We start from the raw sequence: 15,020 nt of genomic DNA, 5'->3' as shown, positions 1-15,020 counted from the left end.
CTCATTTTATTGTTGTGGTGGGCATGTGGCTTTGGCGTCGCGGATGACGCCTGAAGCTGCGGCCTCGGAAACCGAGGCCGCAGATGAAACCGAATCAGCCCTCGCCCAATTCACGCATGACGGCATACAGCGCAGATTTGGCTTCGAAGCCGACCCCCGGAATATCCGGCAGCCCGACGTAGCCGTTTTCCACGCGGATGCCATCGGCAAACCCGCCGAATGGCTGGAACACGTCCGGATACGATTCGTTGCCGCCCAGGTGCAGACCGGCAGCGATGTTCAGCGACATCTGGTGACCGCCATGCGGCACCACGCGGCGCGAGGACCAACCCAGCTCTTCCATCACTTTCAGGGTGCGCATGTACTCGACGAGTCCGTAGGACAGCGCACAGTCGAATTGCAGGTAATCGCGGTCAGGGCGCATGCCGCCGTGGCGCAACAGGTTGCGGGCGTCCTGGTGAGAGAACAGGTTTTCCCCAGTGGCCATCGGCAGTTCGTAGTGATTGGCCAGCTCGGCCTGGAGCGCATAATCCAGCGGGTCGCCGACTTCTTCGTACCAGAACAGGTTGTACTTCTTGATCGCTTCGGCGTAGGCGATACCGGTCTGCAGATCGAAGCGGCCGTTAGCGTCGACCGCCAGGCGCTGGCCGTCGCCCACCACTTCGAGCACCGCCTCAATGCGGCGGATATCTTCGTCCAGCGGCACCGCGCCAATCTTCATCTTGACCACGTCGTAGCCACGATCCAGATAGCTCTGCATTTCGGCCTTGAGCTTGGTCTGGTCCTTGCCCGGATAGTAATAACCACCCGCCGCATACACCCAGACTTTGTCATCGGCGACGCCATCGCGATAACGATCGGCGAGCAGGCGATACAGCGGTTTGCCTTCGATCTTCGCCACCGCATCCCACACCGCCATATCGATGGTGCCGACCGCTACTGAACGCTCGCCGTGCCCGCCCGGTTTTTCGTTGGTCATCAGGGTTTTCCAGATGGCAAACGGATCGAGGTTATTGTTCTCGTGATCGATCAGGGTCTCCGGGTCGGCCTCGGTGATCCGCGCCAGAAAGCGATCGCGCATCAACGCGCCCTGGCCGTAGCGACCGTTGGAGTTGAAGCCGTAACCGATGACCGGTTTGCCGTCGCGGATCACGTCGGTAATGACCGCGACGACCGAGCAGGTCATCTTCGAAAAATCGATGTAGGCATTGGCGATCGGGGAAGCGATGGAGACGGTTTTTTCACGGATATCGACGATACGCATGACGGGTTCCTCTTGTTGTGGTGACCCAACGTTATGCGTTGCGACGACACCCGCCCAATGCTATTAATGCCGCGCCCTATGCACAGGAGGCATTGCCCTTGGAACTGGTTTGGCTTGAGGATTTTTCAGCGCTGGCCGAGTACGGCAGCTTTGTCCGGGCCGCCGAAGCGCGCCATGTGACGCAGCCGGCGTTCAGTCGCCGAGTGCGCTCGCTGGAGAACTGGATGGGGGTGGAGTTGTTCGTGCGCACCCCGCAAGGCGCGACGCTGACCGAGGCCGGCCGGCAGATTCTGCCCAGTGCGCAGGAAGCGGCCAGACGCCTTTACCGCATGCGCTCCGAGGCGCAGGAAGTGGCGGGCATGGCGGCGAAAACCCTGCAGTTTGCCGCCACTCATTCGCTGTCATTCACCTTCTTCCCACGCTGGTTGCGCAGCGCCGAGAATGGCGCGCCAATCGACGCGGTTCGCCTGCACTCCGACAGCATGGCCGTGTGCGAACAGATGTTGATTCATGGCCAGGTGCAGTTCCTGCTGTGCCATCGCCATCCTGACGTTCCGCCGTTGCTGGCGCCTGATCAGTTCATTGGCAAGAAGGTCGGCGAAGACGTGCTCGTGCCGCTGGCGAGTGCTTCAGCCCAGTTCGACACTTCCCCTGAAACTCTGCCCTATCTGGCCTATACCCACGAATCCGGTCTGGGCCGAATCGTCGCCCACAGGCTGCACGGCAAGGCCGATTATCTGCATTTGAAACCGCTGTTCAGCAGCCATCTGGCGGCAGTGCTGATGTCGATGGCGCTGGAAAGCAAAGGCGTGGCTTGGCTGCCGAAAAGCCTGACCGAGCAGGAAATGGCCGACGGGCGCCTGGTCAGGGCGCTGGATGAAAGCTGGGACATTCCATTGGAAATCCATCTGACTCGCCCGACGGCACCGATCAGTCATTCGGCCGAGGAATTCTGGGCGAAGCTGGGTGGGTGATGTTGACTCAGGCTAGCGTGAGGGGCTTTCGACTGTTGAGCTTTTTATTTCCAGTCATGCCACGGTCAGCCCCGTCCACTGCTCCGAAACCGCCCAAAGTCGCTCAGCCAGCTCAGCATCCGCCGCCCATTGCGCAACGCCCTTGCGGCCCGCTTCAGGTTGATTGATCGGCGCAACATTACAGTCTTCGCAATACACGCCACCCAAATCCGCAAGCGCCGCGCTGGTCGCACACCACAACCCCGTCGCGGCGCCCTGCTCCAGCGTTTTCAGCCCGTTGTGGGCATCCAGCCGTGGCCGGCCCTGCTCGTCCAGCGCATCGAATGCGGCGAGTTCCGCCGTGCTCAAGTGCCGTGCCAGATCCGTCAGAATCTGCCCCGGATGCAATGAGAACGCACGAACGCCATGACTGCGTCCGCGCCGATCCAGCGCGATGGCAAACAAGGCATTGGCTGTTTTCGACTGACCATACGCGACCCATTTGTCATACGGCCGTTGCAGGAAATAGATGTCGTCAAAGTCCAGCCCGGCAATCTGATGCCCGCGCGAGGACACCGACAGCACCCGCGCCTGCCCAGCCCTGACCAGCGCCGGCCAGAGGCCGCAGGTCAGGCGATAGTGGCCCAAGTGATTGGTCGCGAACTGGCTTTCATGGCCATCGGCATCGCGCAGCAACGGCGCGGCCATGACTCCGGCGCAGTTGATCAGCAATGACACTGGCTGCCCCGCGCTGACCACGCTTTGGCTGAACGCCGCCACCGATTCAGCCTGCATCAGGTCCATGGGTGTCACGCGGACACCTTCAACACCGGCCAATGCCACCTCTGCCCGCGCCGTATCTCTGGCCGGCACGATGACTTGCGCGCCCGCCGCCGCGAGGCTTTTCACCGTCAGCAGACCCAGGCCGGAATAGCCGCCGGTGACCACAGCGAGCTGCCCGCGCAGATCGATGCCGGCCATGACTTCAGCCGCTGTGCTCGCGGCGTTGAACGGTGATTCCACAGGTTGTTGGAGCGTAGTCATGAGCGTTAATCCTGAGTGAGCTATCGAAGGTCTTCATTCTTGGCTAAGCTCTACGGACGAACCAGTCTGATAAATCCAGGTTTCTGTCGTGATCATCCAAAATCCTGCTGGCGATCCGCTTTCTGCCGTATTGGCGCTCTCGGAACTGCGCGCAGCCTGCTCGGTTCGGCTACAGGCTGGCGGCGTGTGGGCGCTGCGTTTTCAACCCATCGAACTGAAATTCAACGTGGTGCGACGAGGCGAATGCTGGTTGCGCATGCAGGGCTTGCCGGCGCAGTTGCTGCGGGCCGGCGACTGTTTTGTGGTGTCGCGCACGCCGTTCATTCTGGCCAGCGGCGCCGACGTCGAGGCGGTGAATGCAGCGGATGTTTTCGCCCATGACGGCGCCTCGGCGACCTTTGGCGTCGGCGAGGAAGTCGAGCTGCTGGGAGGCAGCGTGTCGCTCTCAGGTCCAGGCGCAACAGAGCTGCTCGATGTGCTGCCCGCCTCGCTGATCATTCGTGCCGAAACCGCAGGCGCCTCATCGTTCGGTTGGCTGCTTGATGAACTGGGCCGCGAGTGGCCATCACATCAGGCCGGCTCGCAGGCGATGTGCAACGACCTGCTGCGGCTGATCTTCATCCATGCGCTGCGCCATCACATCAACAGCGCGGATGCCGAACAACTGGCCTGGCTGGGCGGGCTGCGGGAACCGGCGCTTGCCGGCGTCTTGCGCGCCGTTCACGGTGCTCCGGAGAAGCCCTGGCGACTCACGCAAATGGCCGAGATTGCCTGCATGTCGCGCTCCGGTTTCGCTGCGCTGTTCAAGACACGCATGGGTCTGGCGCCGGTCGAATACGCCACGCGCTGGCGGATGCGCGTGGCCGCGTTTCGCTTGCGCAATGGTCGGGACACTGTGGCGACTGTCGCCGCGTCACTGGGCTATCTGTCCGACGCGGCGTTTGGCGCTGCCTTCCGCCGAGTCCACGGAGTATCGCCGGGGCAATACCGGCGCGACCCCCTCCTGTAGCCCAACGATCGAGGTTATGATCGCGACAACCGCCGCCAAGGACATCCGCCGATGCCTGCCATGAAAACCCGCCCTAGCCCCGCGCCACTGCTCAAGCCCGACGAAACTGTGGTGCTGTTCGACGGCGTGTGCAAACTGTGCAACGGCTGGGCGCGCTTTCTGATTCGCCATGACCGCCAGCGCCGTGTGCGGCTGGCGGCGGTGCAATCGCCCGAGGGCCAGGCCTTGCTGGCATGGGCCGGTCTGCCGCTGGATGAGTTCGACACCATGGCGGTGATTCGCGACCGGCATTACTGGGAGCGCTCGGATGCATTCCTGGAAGTGGTCGGGCAACTACCGGGACGCTGGCAGCCGCTGAAACTGCTGCGAGTCTTCCCGCGCGGCCTGCGCGATTGGGCTTACGATCGCATTGCGCTAAATCGCTATCGACTGTTCGGCAGGTACGACACTTGCCTGCTACCAACAGCGGATCACGAAAGCCGTTTTCTAAAGGCCCACGGCTGACCCGAGCAGTTGCAGCGGCGTCATCTTCGTCACCATCATCAGCACGATGACAAACATCCCGGCGAACCCGGCAATGCCCATCCAGAACCACCAGCGGTAAGTGCTCGCGTAGCGATCATCCAGCGACTGGCCAGCCTCCCCCGCGCTCAGCGCCATGCTCTGCAAACGCTTTTGCAATACCAGCACCGGCAGCCACAACGCGCCCACACAGAAGAAAATGATCAGCGAAGTCAGCAGCCATTCGGTGCTCATCGAAAGCCCGGAAAGCCGCATCAGCAGATAGCCAGTGATGACCTGCACGAACCCGGCGGGCGTGGTGATCCACGTATCGAAACGCACGACCATCCGCGCGACATGGGCGATCACTTGCGGGTTGCGGGTGCGGCTGGCGGCGATCAGGTACAGATAGGAGCCCATGCCGAAACCAAAGAGGAAAATCGCTGCGATCACATGCAAATACTTCAGACAGAGATAGAGCATCTCAACGCTGCCCATCGGAGAATTGAACCGACAGGCTCAAGTTGGCCGGATCGTTGATTGCTGCCAGATATTCCTCGACGCTGATGTCGCCAACACACGGCCGCGCGCCAGATTGCGGCACGTAACCCCGAGCCATTTTTGTAGCAAGGGCGACGGCGGCGCAGCTGGGGATTTCCGGGCCTTTGTCATTCAGTGCGGTGAGTTGAGCGGTCATGCTCAGCGGCTGGCCATCGACAGCAATGCCGCGAACATCGATGTACATCGCGCTTTTGCCATCACCGAAGCGTTCGAACCAGGTGCCCAGTCGATGCAAGCGCGCCGCCCAGCGCACGTGATCGCGCACCACAGCGAAGCGCAAGGCTTGCGCCAGCACGGCATTGGCGACGCCGCCGAGCTTCAGGCCGGCGCCAGCCTTGAAGCGCAGCGTCTGTGCGCCATAGCGGCGAGCGAAAATATCCATGTCCGGCACATCGACATTGGCCAGCACCCGCGTGCCCAGTTGCGGCATGCTGCGCAGGGTCAGATCGAGCCAGCCCAGTACTTCGTGTACCTGGCCGTTCTTCAATTGTTTGATCGGCTTACCGGCATAGGCGAGCACGCCCTCGACCGTGGACAGCCCCGGCATTTTCGCCGAGGAAGAAATGCCGTGCTCGATCGAGTCGATTCGCGCAAAACGCTGGCGCTGCTGATCGATGATTGCTGAAGACAAGGTCGGCACTGAACTGCAACCACTGAGCACCGCCACACCAGCCTCCTTGGCGCGGGCGTCGAGCACATCAATGCCGTTGACGAAGGTGCGGCAGTCAGACAGATCGCAGTAATTGACCCCGGCACTGATGCAGCTTTCAGCCACTGCGTAGGATTGCCCCTGAAACGGCCCGCCGGTGTGCACCACCAACTGAACATTCAACTCTCGCAACGCCGCTTGAAAACCTGCGCCCATTGCATCACCGCACCACCCTTCACAAGCTCGGCCCGATTGCGCTTGCAGCTCAGCGACCTTGCCCTGCAACTTGCGCGCATCGCGGCCCGACAGCAGCAGTTCAATCTCCGGCATGAGCGCCAGATGCCGACAAACGATACTGCCGAAATTGCCGTAACCACCGACAACCATCACCCTGAATGCCATTGCCCTTTCCCTGTTTCAGCCTAAACGTGGCGCAGAGGATATAGGCCACAGCCGCAATGAGACATTTATTTTGCCACGGGTATCACGGCGTCCGCTTGTCCCGGGCAAAAAGAATGAACCCAACGCCCCGCTTGTCGCCTAACGCACAGACCATCAGGAGGTAAGCCTATGCAAATCGAAACCGTGTGGATCGTATTGGCGGTCATTCTCGTGCTGATCGAGCTTTGGGCCATCAACCGGGTGCGTAAAAGCGAGGGAAAATCGAGCAATAAAGGCGTGTGGATCGTGCTGATCGTGTTCGTGCCGCTGTTCGGCCTGATCGCCTGGGCGTTGGCGGGGCCCAAGCATATCGGGCGCGTTTCGCCATCCCAGGCTAACCGGTGAAGCGCCGGCCCTGGCCCTTTTTCAAGCATCACCACAGCCCGGCTTTGCCGGGCTTGTTATATGCAATGTCCGTCGCGCGGATATCTTGCAGCCTGCACGAAGGCGTTATGCCTGCTTCGGCGACAGCCCTTGATTTACGCGGGTTGCGCTTGATCGGTGAGTTGGCATGAGTCATGCGACAGCCTCTTCCTGAATACACAGCAGCGCGTAAAAAGAACGCTGTGTTCAATCCGTGAAAAGCAGAGGCCTCAAAAAATGAATGCCATCGACCTTCTCAAAGCCGACCATGAAAAAGTAAAAGGCATCCTCAGCCAACTGAGCGAGTCCACCGACCGTGCGCTGAAAAAACGCGTCGAGTTGCTGGGCAAACTGGAAATGGAAATCACCATCCATACCCGTCTCGAAGAAGAGATTCTCTACCCTGCGTTCAAGGAAGCCGGCAGCAAGGAAGAAGACATCATGTACTACGAAGCCAAGGAAGAGCACCGCACCGTGGATTCGCTGGTGCTGCCTGATCTGAAAGAAACCGATCCAGGCTCACCGGAATTCGCCGGTCGCGTCAAAGTGGTCAAGGAACTGCTGGAGCATCACATCGAAGAGGAAGAAGAGGAGATGTTCCCCAAAGCGCAGAAGCTTCTCGGCAAAGCCAAGCTCGAAGAGCTGGGCGCACAGATGGAAGCCATCAAGGCGAGCCACAAAAAGGAAATGGCGGCCAACAAGATTGCCGCTTGAAGTGCTGAAGACACCGAGGCCCGGCAGCGATGCCGGGCTTTTTTGTGCGCCCGAAATGGATCTCGCTGCCACACTGGATTTGTGAGTGTTCAGGAATTTTGGGGCAAGCCACTGGACTTGTGGGTGTTCAGAATTTTGAGGCAAGCCACTGGGTTTTTGGGTGTCAGGAATTTCCGGGCAAACCACGAAACCGGTGGGAGTGGGCTTGCCCACGAAGGCGTCAGGTCAATCAGATCATCTATGACTGACACTCCGCTTTCGCGAGCAAGCCCGCTCCCACACTGGATTTGTGAGTGTTCAGGAATTTTGGGGGCAAGCCACTGGGTTTTTGGGTGTCAGGAATTTCCGGGCAAACCACGAAACCGGTGGGAGTGGGCTTGCCCACGAAGGCGTCAGGTCAATCAGATCATCTATAACTGACACTCCGCTTTCGCGAGCAAGCCCGCTCCCACACTGGATTTGTGAGTGTTCAGGAATTTTGGGGCAAGCCAGTGGGTGTTTGGGTGTTCAGGAATTTTGGGGGCAAACCACTGGGCTTTTGGGTGTTCAGGAATTTTGGTGCAAACCACAAAACCTGTGGGAGTGGGCTTGCCCACGAAGGCGTCAGGTCAATCAGATCATCTATGACTGACACTGCGCTTTCGCGAGCAGGCTCGCTCCCACTGGGGCAGTGTCAGTGTTGATGCAGGTTGTGGTCAGAGGCCCCAAGGGGGTCCGGGATCGAATTTGGATTCAATCCACTCCTTGAACGCCACCACTGCCGCCGCTGGAAACCGCGATGACGGCCTGACCAGATAGACGCCGCCCGCCGAATCCAGATGCCAGTCGGGCAACACGCGAATCAACCGCCCTGCCGTCAGATCGCGGCTCATGAGCCAGTCGCCGGCGCCGAGTATCCCGGCGTCGGCGCGGGCGGCGGCGAGCAGGGATTCGCTGTCGCTGGCGGTCAGGTTGCCGTGTGGCGTGAGGGTCTGTACCTCGTTGCCGCGATGCAGACGCCACAAAGGGAACGACGCCAGCCCGCTGAAGCGCAGGCAATTGTGCTGCAGCAGGTCCTGCGGGGTTTGCGGCATGCCGTGCGCCTCGAGGTACGCCGGTGACGCGCAGAGAATCCGGCGATGGTCACTGAGCTTCTTCGCGATCAGCCGATTGTCGTCCAGTTCGCCGATGCGAATGGCAGCGTCGAAGCCCTGCTCGATGATGTCGACCAGGCCTTCGCTGTAATCGGCGACCAACGAAACGTGCGGATGGACCTTGAGAAATTCCGGCAGCAGCGGCCCCAGCCATAACCGCCCCATCGCCGCCGGCAACGCCAGACGCAACGTGCCGCGCACTTCGCTGGCGCCCTGCACCGCTTGCTGCTGCGCTTCGTTCATCAACTCGACGGCCGCGCGCAGACGCTGTTCGAGTTGCAGGCCAGCCTCGGTGATACGCACGTGTCGTGTCGAGCGCTCCACCAGCCGCACGCCCAGTCGCTTTTCCATTGCCGCAAGGCGCTTGGAAACGATGGTCGGATGACGCTGCAACAAACGGCCCGCCGCGACAAACGAACCTTGCGCGGCGACGGCCAGGAAAGCAGCGATTTCATCGCTGTGCGGGTTGCTCAGAACATCCAGATTCATGGTTTTAAAATGATCGCCCCTGATGATCGGCCTGCCTCGAGATCGGCATGCGCTTGTGCCGCGTCAGCCAATGAATAACGCGCGCGGATTTGCGGCGTGATGATACCGGCGGCCACGGCGGCCAGCACATCTTGTGCGCGCTCCTGATATTCGGCTGTCGTAGCAGTGTGCGCGGCCAGCGATGGACGCGTCAGGAACAGTGAGCCCTTGGCGTTCAGCGTGGCCATTTCCACCGCCGCCGGCGCGCCGGTCTGCGCGCCGAACGAGACCATCAATCCACGCGGGCGCAAGCTGTTCAGCGAGGCCTGAAAAGACACCCGGCCAATCGGGTCATACACCACGTCGACCTTGCGCCCCTCGGTGATACGCAACACATCGGCGGCTAGGGTCTCGGCATTGAACACCAGCACTTCGTCACAGCCCGACGCGCGCGCCTTGTCGACACTGGCCTGTTTCGACACCACACCGATCACCGTCGCGCCAAGGTGTTTGGCCCACGGCACCATGATTTCCCCCAGACCACCCGCGACGCCGTAAAGCAGCATCGTCGTGCCCGGCCCGACCGGGTAGGTCGCCTTCAGCAGGTACTGCGCGGTGATGCCTTTGAACAGCACCGCCGCTGCATCTTCGAACGACAGCTGATCAGGGATTTTTACCAATCGCTCCGCCGGGAACAGCCGCGCCGAGGCGTAACCGCCCAACGGGCCAGTGGCGTAAGCGACCCGATCACCGACGCGCACGTGGCTCACACCGGCACCGACAGCCGCAACCCGGCCCGCACCTTCCAGACCCAGCCCCGACGGCAACGCCACCGGCACCGCGCCTTTGCGCTGGGTGACATCGAGGTAATTGACGCCAACCGCCGCTTGCTCCAGCCAGACCTCGCCGGGACCAGGGTTTTGCTCGCTGAAAGTCTGCAATTGCAGGACGTCCGGAGCGCCCGTTTCGGTGAAGCGGATTGCGTTGGCCATGGTCATCTCCATTCATTCGTCAAGCGTTGAGCTCCAGTCTGAAAGCTCAGAACTCAACGAACAACCCAGCCTGAATGCAGTTCATTGCTGCACCTGATGCAGCTATGCGCGCATAAAAAAAGGAGCGGCACGTGCTGCCACTCCTCTTGGAAAAATCAATCGAAAGCGCCGTTGAGCACCTCGTAGATCAGCCCGGTGGCCAGCGCAACGAGAATCAGGTCGGTACCCACCTGTTGCCATTCGTAGCCGTCATAGTGCGGCAAATGGCCGAGCAGACGCCCGTCCAGTTTCTTGGCGATGCCCGGTGGCAGCGGTTTGCCCCGCGCCAGATTCTTCTGAATGCCCGGCGGCAGCGGTGGCCCCGGATTCCAGTATTCGCCGCGATAGCCGTCGACGATGCCGAGGATATTGCCGCGATCGAAACTCGGGCCGCCACCATTGCCAGAGTGTTGCAGGCCTTTGTTGCCATTGCCTTGGCCGCCCCCTCCCTGTTTGCCGTGATCCTGCATGTTCTGCGGTTTGCCCTTGCCGTTGCCCTGGCCGCCTTGGCCACCCTGCCCCTTGCCATTGCCGGGGTCGGCCAATGCGGTCGTGCTGCCGATCACAAGCGCGAGGCAAGACAACGCGGTAATCAATCTGCGAGCTTTTCTCATGTGCGATTCCTTCGGTGGGGGGATGCTCTTGAGTATGGGCGAATGTGCTCAGCTTAGTGGATTTCTTCTTGCTGACCACTCGGCCTTGCGTCAGGATTCCCACCCTCTCCACCCTGATCGAAAAAACATGAATCGCCAAAAGAAGCTGCAGCAGTTGTTCAAGGAAAAAGCCAAAAAGGCCAACGCCAAACTGGCGCCGATAAAGCCCAAATACATCTGCAAGGCCGATCGCCTGAAGCTGGAAGCCGAAGCTGCGCAGGCGTCGGCCGAGAACACCGAAAGCTGACTCAGGCTGTCTGCCGCGACGTCAGCCAGGTCATCAGCGCCGCCAGCACCAGCAATGCCGCGCTGGCGAAAAAGGTCAGCCGGTAACCGCTGCCGTCGAACAGCAAACCACCGACAGTCGAGCCCGAAGCGATCGACAATTGCACCACCGCCACCATCAGCCCACCGCCGGCTTCGGCATCTTCGGGCAGCGTGCGCGCCAGCCACGACCACCAGCCTACCGGCGCGGCAGTGGCGATCAATCCCCACAAGCCCAGCAACACGAACGCTGCCAGCACTGAACTGCCCAGCCCGATCAGCGCCACGGCGATCATCGCCATCAACAACGGAATGGCGATCACCACTCTGTACAGACCTGACTTCAGCACCGACCCGATGATCACAGTGCCGATAAACCCGGCCACACCAATGACCAGCAAAATCATCGACAACACCGAGACGTCGACCCGGGTCACGGTTTCCAGAAACGGTCGCAGGTAAGTGAACAGAACAAACTGGCCCATGAAGAACAGCCCGGCGCCGAGCATGCCGAATGCCACCCGACGGTTTTTCAGCAAGGCGAAGACATTGCCTGCACTCGCCTTGCGTGGCGCGGCGGGGAGCGCGGGCAAGCTGATCCACTGCCAGAGCAGCGCAATCAACGCCACCGGTATCAGGCAGAAAAACGCCCCGCGCCAGCCAATCACACTGCCCAGATAACTGCCCAACGGCGCCGCCACAACGGTCGCCAAAGCATTGCCGCCGTTAAAAATCGCCAGTGCCCTGGGCACGCTGGCCGCTGGCACCAGACGCATGGCCAGTGCCGCCGACATCGACCAGAAGCCGCCAATTACTACGCCGATCAATGCGCGGCCGATCATGTACACCGTGTAGTTGGGCGCCAGACCAACGACCAGCCCGGACGCGCACATCAACGCCGTCAACAGCAGCAACAAGCGCTTGCGATCCATCGAGCCGGCGAGCCTGGCGATCGTCAGACTGGTCAGCACCGCGAAGGCGCCAGAAATGGCGATGCCGTAACCGGCCAAACCTTCGCTGATGCGCAGGTCCGTCGCCATCGGCGTGAGCAGACTGACCGGCATGAACTCGGAAGCGATCAGCGCGAAGACGCACAAGGTCATCGCGAACACGCCGCTCCAGTACGCCGGTTGCTCGCCGGCTGTGGACGCGCCCATGGACTGGGCTGTCGGGTTATCAATTACTTGGGCCGTCATGAAAAACCTGTTTTGGAGAAGATTTGAGCGAAGCATTTTTGCCGCGCTACTCAGGCTGTAAAGCTTGACGGATTGCGGTTAAGTTGATTAGTAGCGGTAATCTTCACGTGCTTTTGAGAAAAATTCAGCAATGAGCAACGCCAAAGTCAACGATCTCCAGGCCTTTTTGGCCGTGGCGCAGGAGCAGAGTTTCACGAAAGCCGCCGCTCGCCTCGGCGTCACGCCGTCTGCGTTGAGCCATACGGTTCGCGCGCTGGAGCAGCGTCTGGGTATTCGCTTGCTCGCCCGCACCACGCGCAACGTCTCGCCGACCGAAGCGGGTGAACGCTTGGTGCGTTCGATTGCGCCGCTGTTCGAGCAGATCAACGCCGAGCTCGAGGCCCTCGGTGAACTGCGCGACAAGCCCAGCGGCACCCTCCGGATTTCCTGCACGGACGATCAGATCGAATTGTGCATCCGGCCGATGCTCGCGAAGTTTTTGCAGGACTATCCGGACATCACCCTGGAGTTTTACGTCGATTACGGATTTACCAATGTGGTCAAGGAGCGCTTCGACGCCGGCATCCGTCTCGGTGAATCGATCAGCAAAGACATGATCGCCGTGCGCATCGGCCCGGACTGGCGCCTGGCAGTGGTCGCCGCGCCCGACTACTTCGCTCGTCACCCGGCACCCGCCACGCCCCATCAGTTGACGGAGCACACCTGCATCAACATCCGCCACCAACCGGCCGGCGCGATATACGCGTGGGAGTTCGCGCACAAGGGACAGGATTTCAGCGTCAAGGTCGACGGGCAACTGGTGTTCAACAGCATCATGCATGTGCTCAATGCCGCTGTGGACGGCATCGGCGTGGCGTATGTGCCCGAGCAATTGGTCGCGCCTTATCTGGCCGACGGGCGACTCGTGGAGGTGCTGGAAGAGTGGTGCCCAACGTTTCAGGGCTATCACCTGTATTACCCGAACAGACGCCAGGGCTCGGCGGCGTTTGCGGCGTTTGTCGAAGCGCTGAAATACAACCGCTGACAAACGCAACTCTTCAATCCAACCCAATCCATGTGGGAGTGGGCTTGCCCGCAAAGGCGCCGGTACATTCAACATCATCATCGCCTGACAGCCCGCTTTCGCGAGCAAGCCCGCTCCCACAATAATCCGGGACAAACCCACAATCTTCAGCGCAACCGAACCCCCTGTGGGAGCGAGCCTGCTCGCGAAGGCGCCGGCACATTCAACACCATCATTGCCTGATCCACCGCTTTCGCGAGCAAGCCCGCTCCCACAATAATCCGGAACAAAGCCGCCATCTTCAACGCAACCAAAATCCCTGTGGGAGCGAGCCTGCTCGCGAAGGCGCCGGCACATTCAACACCATCATTGCCTGATCCACCGCTTTCGCGAGCAAGCCCGCTCCCACAATGATCCGGGGCAAACCCACAATCTTCAGCACAACCGAAACCCCTGTGGGAGCGAGCCTGCTCGCGAAGGCGCCGGCACATTCAACACCATCATTGCCTGACACACCGCTTTCGCGAGCAAGCCCGCTCCCACAATAATCCGAGGCAAACCCACAATCTTCAGCGCAACCGAACCCCCTGTGGGAGCGAGCCTGCTCGCGAAGGCGCCGGCACATTCGACACCATCATTGCCTGATCCACCGCTTTCGCGAGCAGGCTTGCTCCCACAATGATCCGAGGCAAATCAGCAATCTTCAGCGCAACCGAACCCCCTGTGGGAGCGAGCCTGCTCGCGAAGGCGGCGGCACATTCAACATCATCATCGCCACTCACACCGCTTTCGCGAGCAGGCTCGCTCCCACAATAATCCGAGGCAAATCAGCAATCTTTGTCGCAACCCAAATCCCTGTGGGAGCGGGCTTGCCCGCGAAGGCGTCGGCACATTCAACATCATCGTCACTCACACCGCTTTCGCGAGCAGGCTCGCTCCCACAATGATCCGAGGCAAATCAGCAATCTTTGTCGCGACCCAAATCCCTGTGGGAGCGGGCTTGCCCGCGAAGGCGGCGGCACATTCAACATCATCATCGCCTGCCAGCCCGCTTTCGCGAGCAAGCCCGCTCCCACAATAATCCGGGGCAAATCAGCAATCTTCAACGCAACCGAAACCCCTGTGGGAGCGGGCTTGCCCGCGAAGGTGCCGGTACATTCAACATCATCATCGCCTCACACACCGCTTTCGCGAGCAAGCCCGCTCCCACAATAATCCGAGGCAAATCAGCAATCTTTGTCGCAACCCAAATCCCTGTGGGAGCGGGCTTGCTCGCGAAGGCGTCGGCACATTCGACACCATCATTGCCTGATCCACCGCTTTCGCGAGCAAGCCCGCTCCCACAATGATCCGGGGCAAACCCACAATCTTCAGCGCAACCGAACCCCCTGTGGGAGCGAGCCTGCTCGCGAAGGCGCCGGCACATTCAACATCATCATCGCCTGACACACCGCTTTCGCGAGCAAGCCCGCTCCCACAATAATCCGAGGCAAATCAGCAATCTTTGTCGCAACCCAAATCCCTGTGGGAGCGGGCTTGCTCGCGAAGGCGTCGGCACATTCGACACCATCATTGCCTGATCCACCGCTTTCGCGAGCAAGCCCGCTCCCACAATGATCCGGGGCAAACCCACAATCTTCAGCGCAACCGAACCCCCTGTGGGAGCGAGCCTGCTCGCGAAGGCGCCGGCACATTCAACATCATCATCGCCTGACACACCGCTTTCGCGAGCAAGCCCGCTCCCACAATAATCCGAGGCAAATCAGCAATCTT

15 protein-coding genes are annotated in these 15,020 nt (G+C 60.6%); 7 read left to right on the top strand and 8 right to left on the bottom strand.

Annotation, left to right across the window (positions count from 1 at the left end; all coding sequences use genetic code 11):
* Window positions 1-94 precede the first annotated feature (94 nt).
* Window positions 95-1,264: a mandelate racemase/muconate lactonizing enzyme family protein gene (locus AB4N53_RS04425; protein WP_039764111.1), complete on the bottom strand. Its 1,170-nt coding sequence runs from the start codon at window positions 1,262-1,264 to the stop codon at window positions 95-97.
* Between the two features lie 98 nt (window positions 1,265-1,362).
* Here AB4N53_RS04425 and AB4N53_RS04420 point away from each other — a divergent pair, with 98 nt between their 5' ends.
* Complete coding sequence (locus AB4N53_RS04420) at window positions 1,363-2,238, top strand: LysR family transcriptional regulator (RefSeq protein ID WP_460118502.1); 876 nt, start codon at window positions 1,363-1,365, stop codon at window positions 2,236-2,238.
* 54 nt (window positions 2,239-2,292) lie between these two features.
* Here the strand turns inward: AB4N53_RS04420 and AB4N53_RS04415 are convergent, their stop codons facing one another.
* Complete coding sequence (locus AB4N53_RS04415; RefSeq protein WP_460118499.1) at window positions 2,293-3,261, bottom strand: oxidoreductase; 969 nt, start codon at window positions 3,259-3,261, stop codon at window positions 2,293-2,295.
* A gap of 88 nt (window positions 3,262-3,349) precedes the next feature.
* Between AB4N53_RS04415 and AB4N53_RS04410 the strand changes: the two genes are divergently transcribed.
* Window positions 3,350-4,270, top strand: coding sequence for an AraC family transcriptional regulator (locus AB4N53_RS04410; protein ID WP_460118497.1), 921 nt, complete (start codon window positions 3,350-3,352; stop codon window positions 4,268-4,270).
* 51 nt (window positions 4,271-4,321) lie between these two features.
* Entirely contained in the window at window positions 4,322-4,774 is a 453-nt protein-coding gene (locus AB4N53_RS04405; protein ID WP_460118495.1) for a thiol-disulfide oxidoreductase DCC family protein, read from the top strand.
* On the opposite strand, the gene AB4N53_RS04400 is transcribed toward AB4N53_RS04405, so the two are convergent.
* Together AB4N53_RS04400 and AB4N53_RS04395 are read right to left on the bottom strand one after the other, a co-directional pair.
* Window positions 4,757-5,254 (bottom strand): DUF2269 family protein, encoded by a 498-nt coding sequence (locus tag AB4N53_RS04400; RefSeq protein ID WP_460118493.1) that lies wholly within the window; start codon window positions 5,252-5,254, stop codon window positions 4,757-4,759. The genes AB4N53_RS04405 and AB4N53_RS04400 overlap by 18 nt on opposite strands.
* A gap of 1 nt (window position 5,255) precedes the next feature.
* Window positions 5,256-6,383, bottom strand: coding sequence for a saccharopine dehydrogenase family protein (locus AB4N53_RS04395; protein ID WP_460118491.1), 1,128 nt, complete (start codon window positions 6,381-6,383; stop codon window positions 5,256-5,258).
* 168 nt (window positions 6,384-6,551) lie between these two features.
* Here AB4N53_RS04395 and AB4N53_RS04390 point away from each other — a divergent pair, with 168 nt between their 5' ends.
* Entirely contained in the window at window positions 6,552-6,767 is a 216-nt protein-coding gene (locus tag AB4N53_RS04390; protein WP_460118489.1) for a PLD nuclease N-terminal domain-containing protein, read from the top strand.
* Between the two features lie 255 nt (window positions 6,768-7,022).
* A complete protein-coding gene (locus AB4N53_RS04385) occupies window positions 7,023-7,499 on the top strand; it encodes a hemerythrin domain-containing protein (protein WP_460118487.1) in 477 nt (158 codons plus the stop codon).
* A 695-nt stretch (window positions 7,500-8,194) separates the two neighbouring features.
* Here AB4N53_RS04385 and AB4N53_RS04380 read toward each other — a convergent pair.
* The 3 genes from AB4N53_RS04380 to AB4N53_RS04370 form a co-directional block, all read right to left on the bottom strand.
* Window positions 8,195-9,121, bottom strand: a complete 927-nt coding sequence (locus AB4N53_RS04380) for a LysR family transcriptional regulator (RefSeq protein WP_460118485.1) — start codon at window positions 9,119-9,121, stop codon at window positions 8,195-8,197.
* A complete protein-coding gene (locus tag AB4N53_RS04375) occupies window positions 9,118-10,092 on the bottom strand; it encodes a quinone oxidoreductase family protein (protein ID WP_460118483.1) in 975 nt (324 codons plus the stop codon). Before AB4N53_RS04375 ends, AB4N53_RS04380 begins: the two co-directional genes overlap by 4 nt.
* A 155-nt stretch (window positions 10,093-10,247) precedes the next feature.
* Window positions 10,248-10,745 carry an anti-virulence regulator CigR family protein gene (locus tag AB4N53_RS04370; protein WP_460118481.1) on the bottom strand — a complete coding sequence of 166 codons (498 nt, stop codon included), beginning with the start codon at window positions 10,743-10,745 and terminating at the stop codon, window positions 10,248-10,250.
* Between the two features lie 127 nt (window positions 10,746-10,872).
* Between AB4N53_RS04370 and AB4N53_RS04365 the strand changes: the two genes are divergently transcribed.
* On the top strand, window positions 10,873-11,031 hold the full coding sequence (locus tag AB4N53_RS04365; RefSeq protein WP_460125311.1) for a DUF2986 domain-containing protein: 159 nt from the start codon (window positions 10,873-10,875) through the stop codon (window positions 11,029-11,031).
* A 1-nt stretch (window position 11,032) separates the two neighbouring features.
* On the opposite strand, the gene AB4N53_RS04360 is transcribed toward AB4N53_RS04365, so the two are convergent.
* Window positions 11,033-12,244: an MFS transporter gene (locus tag AB4N53_RS04360; RefSeq protein WP_460118479.1), complete on the bottom strand. Its 1,212-nt coding sequence runs from the start codon at window positions 12,242-12,244 to the stop codon at window positions 11,033-11,035.
* 130 nt (window positions 12,245-12,374) lie between these two features.
* On the opposite strand from AB4N53_RS04360, the gene AB4N53_RS04355 reads away from it, so the two are divergent.
* On the top strand, window positions 12,375-13,268 hold the full coding sequence (locus AB4N53_RS04355) for a LysR family transcriptional regulator (protein ID WP_460118477.1): 894 nt from the start codon (window positions 12,375-12,377) through the stop codon (window positions 13,266-13,268).
* Window positions 13,269-15,020 lie beyond the last annotated feature (1,752 nt).

It is taken from the genome of Pseudomonas sp. H3_E04 (assembly GCF_054668915.1).
Note: the sequence above shows the minus strand (reverse complement) of the source record. Positions and strands in the feature narration are given on the sequence as shown.

What these genes read in the sequence shown, in the direction of transcription:
- AB4N53_RS04425 (WP_039764111.1), bottom strand. Translation starts at nt 1,264, where the DNA reads ATGCGTATCGTCGATATCCGTGAAAAAACCGTCTCCATCGCTTCCCCG.
- AB4N53_RS04415 (WP_460118499.1), bottom strand. Translation starts at nt 3,261, where the DNA reads ATGACTACGCTCCAACAACCTGTGGAATCACCGTTCAACGCCGCGAGC.
- AB4N53_RS04405 (WP_460118495.1), top strand. Translation starts at nt 4,322, where the DNA reads ATGCCTGCCATGAAAACCCGCCCTAGCCCCGCGCCACTGCTCAAGCCC.
- AB4N53_RS04400 (WP_460118493.1), bottom strand. Translation starts at nt 5,254, where the DNA reads ATGCTCTATCTCTGTCTGAAGTATTTGCATGTGATCGCAGCGATTTTC.
- AB4N53_RS04395 (WP_460118491.1), bottom strand. Translation starts at nt 6,383, where the DNA reads ATGGCATTCAGGGTGATGGTTGTCGGTGGTTACGGCAATTTCGGCAGT.
- AB4N53_RS04390 (WP_460118489.1), top strand. Translation starts at nt 6,552, where the DNA reads ATGCAAATCGAAACCGTGTGGATCGTATTGGCGGTCATTCTCGTGCTG.
- AB4N53_RS04385 (WP_460118487.1), top strand. Translation starts at nt 7,023, where the DNA reads ATGAATGCCATCGACCTTCTCAAAGCCGACCATGAAAAAGTAAAAGGC.
- AB4N53_RS04380 (WP_460118485.1), bottom strand. Translation starts at nt 9,121, where the DNA reads ATGAATCTGGATGTTCTGAGCAACCCGCACAGCGATGAAATCGCTGCT.
- AB4N53_RS04375 (WP_460118483.1), bottom strand. Translation starts at nt 10,092, where the DNA reads ATGGCCAACGCAATCCGCTTCACCGAAACGGGCGCTCCGGACGTCCTG.
- AB4N53_RS04370 (WP_460118481.1), bottom strand. Translation starts at nt 10,745, where the DNA reads ATGAGAAAAGCTCGCAGATTGATTACCGCGTTGTCTTGCCTCGCGCTT.
- AB4N53_RS04365 (WP_460125311.1), top strand. Translation starts at nt 10,873, where the DNA reads ATGAATCGCCAAAAGAAGCTGCAGCAGTTGTTCAAGGAAAAAGCCAAA.
- AB4N53_RS04360 (WP_460118479.1), bottom strand. Translation starts at nt 12,244, where the DNA reads ATGACGGCCCAAGTAATTGATAACCCGACAGCCCAGTCCATGGGCGCG.
- AB4N53_RS04355 (WP_460118477.1), top strand. Translation starts at nt 12,375, where the DNA reads ATGAGCAACGCCAAAGTCAACGATCTCCAGGCCTTTTTGGCCGTGGCG.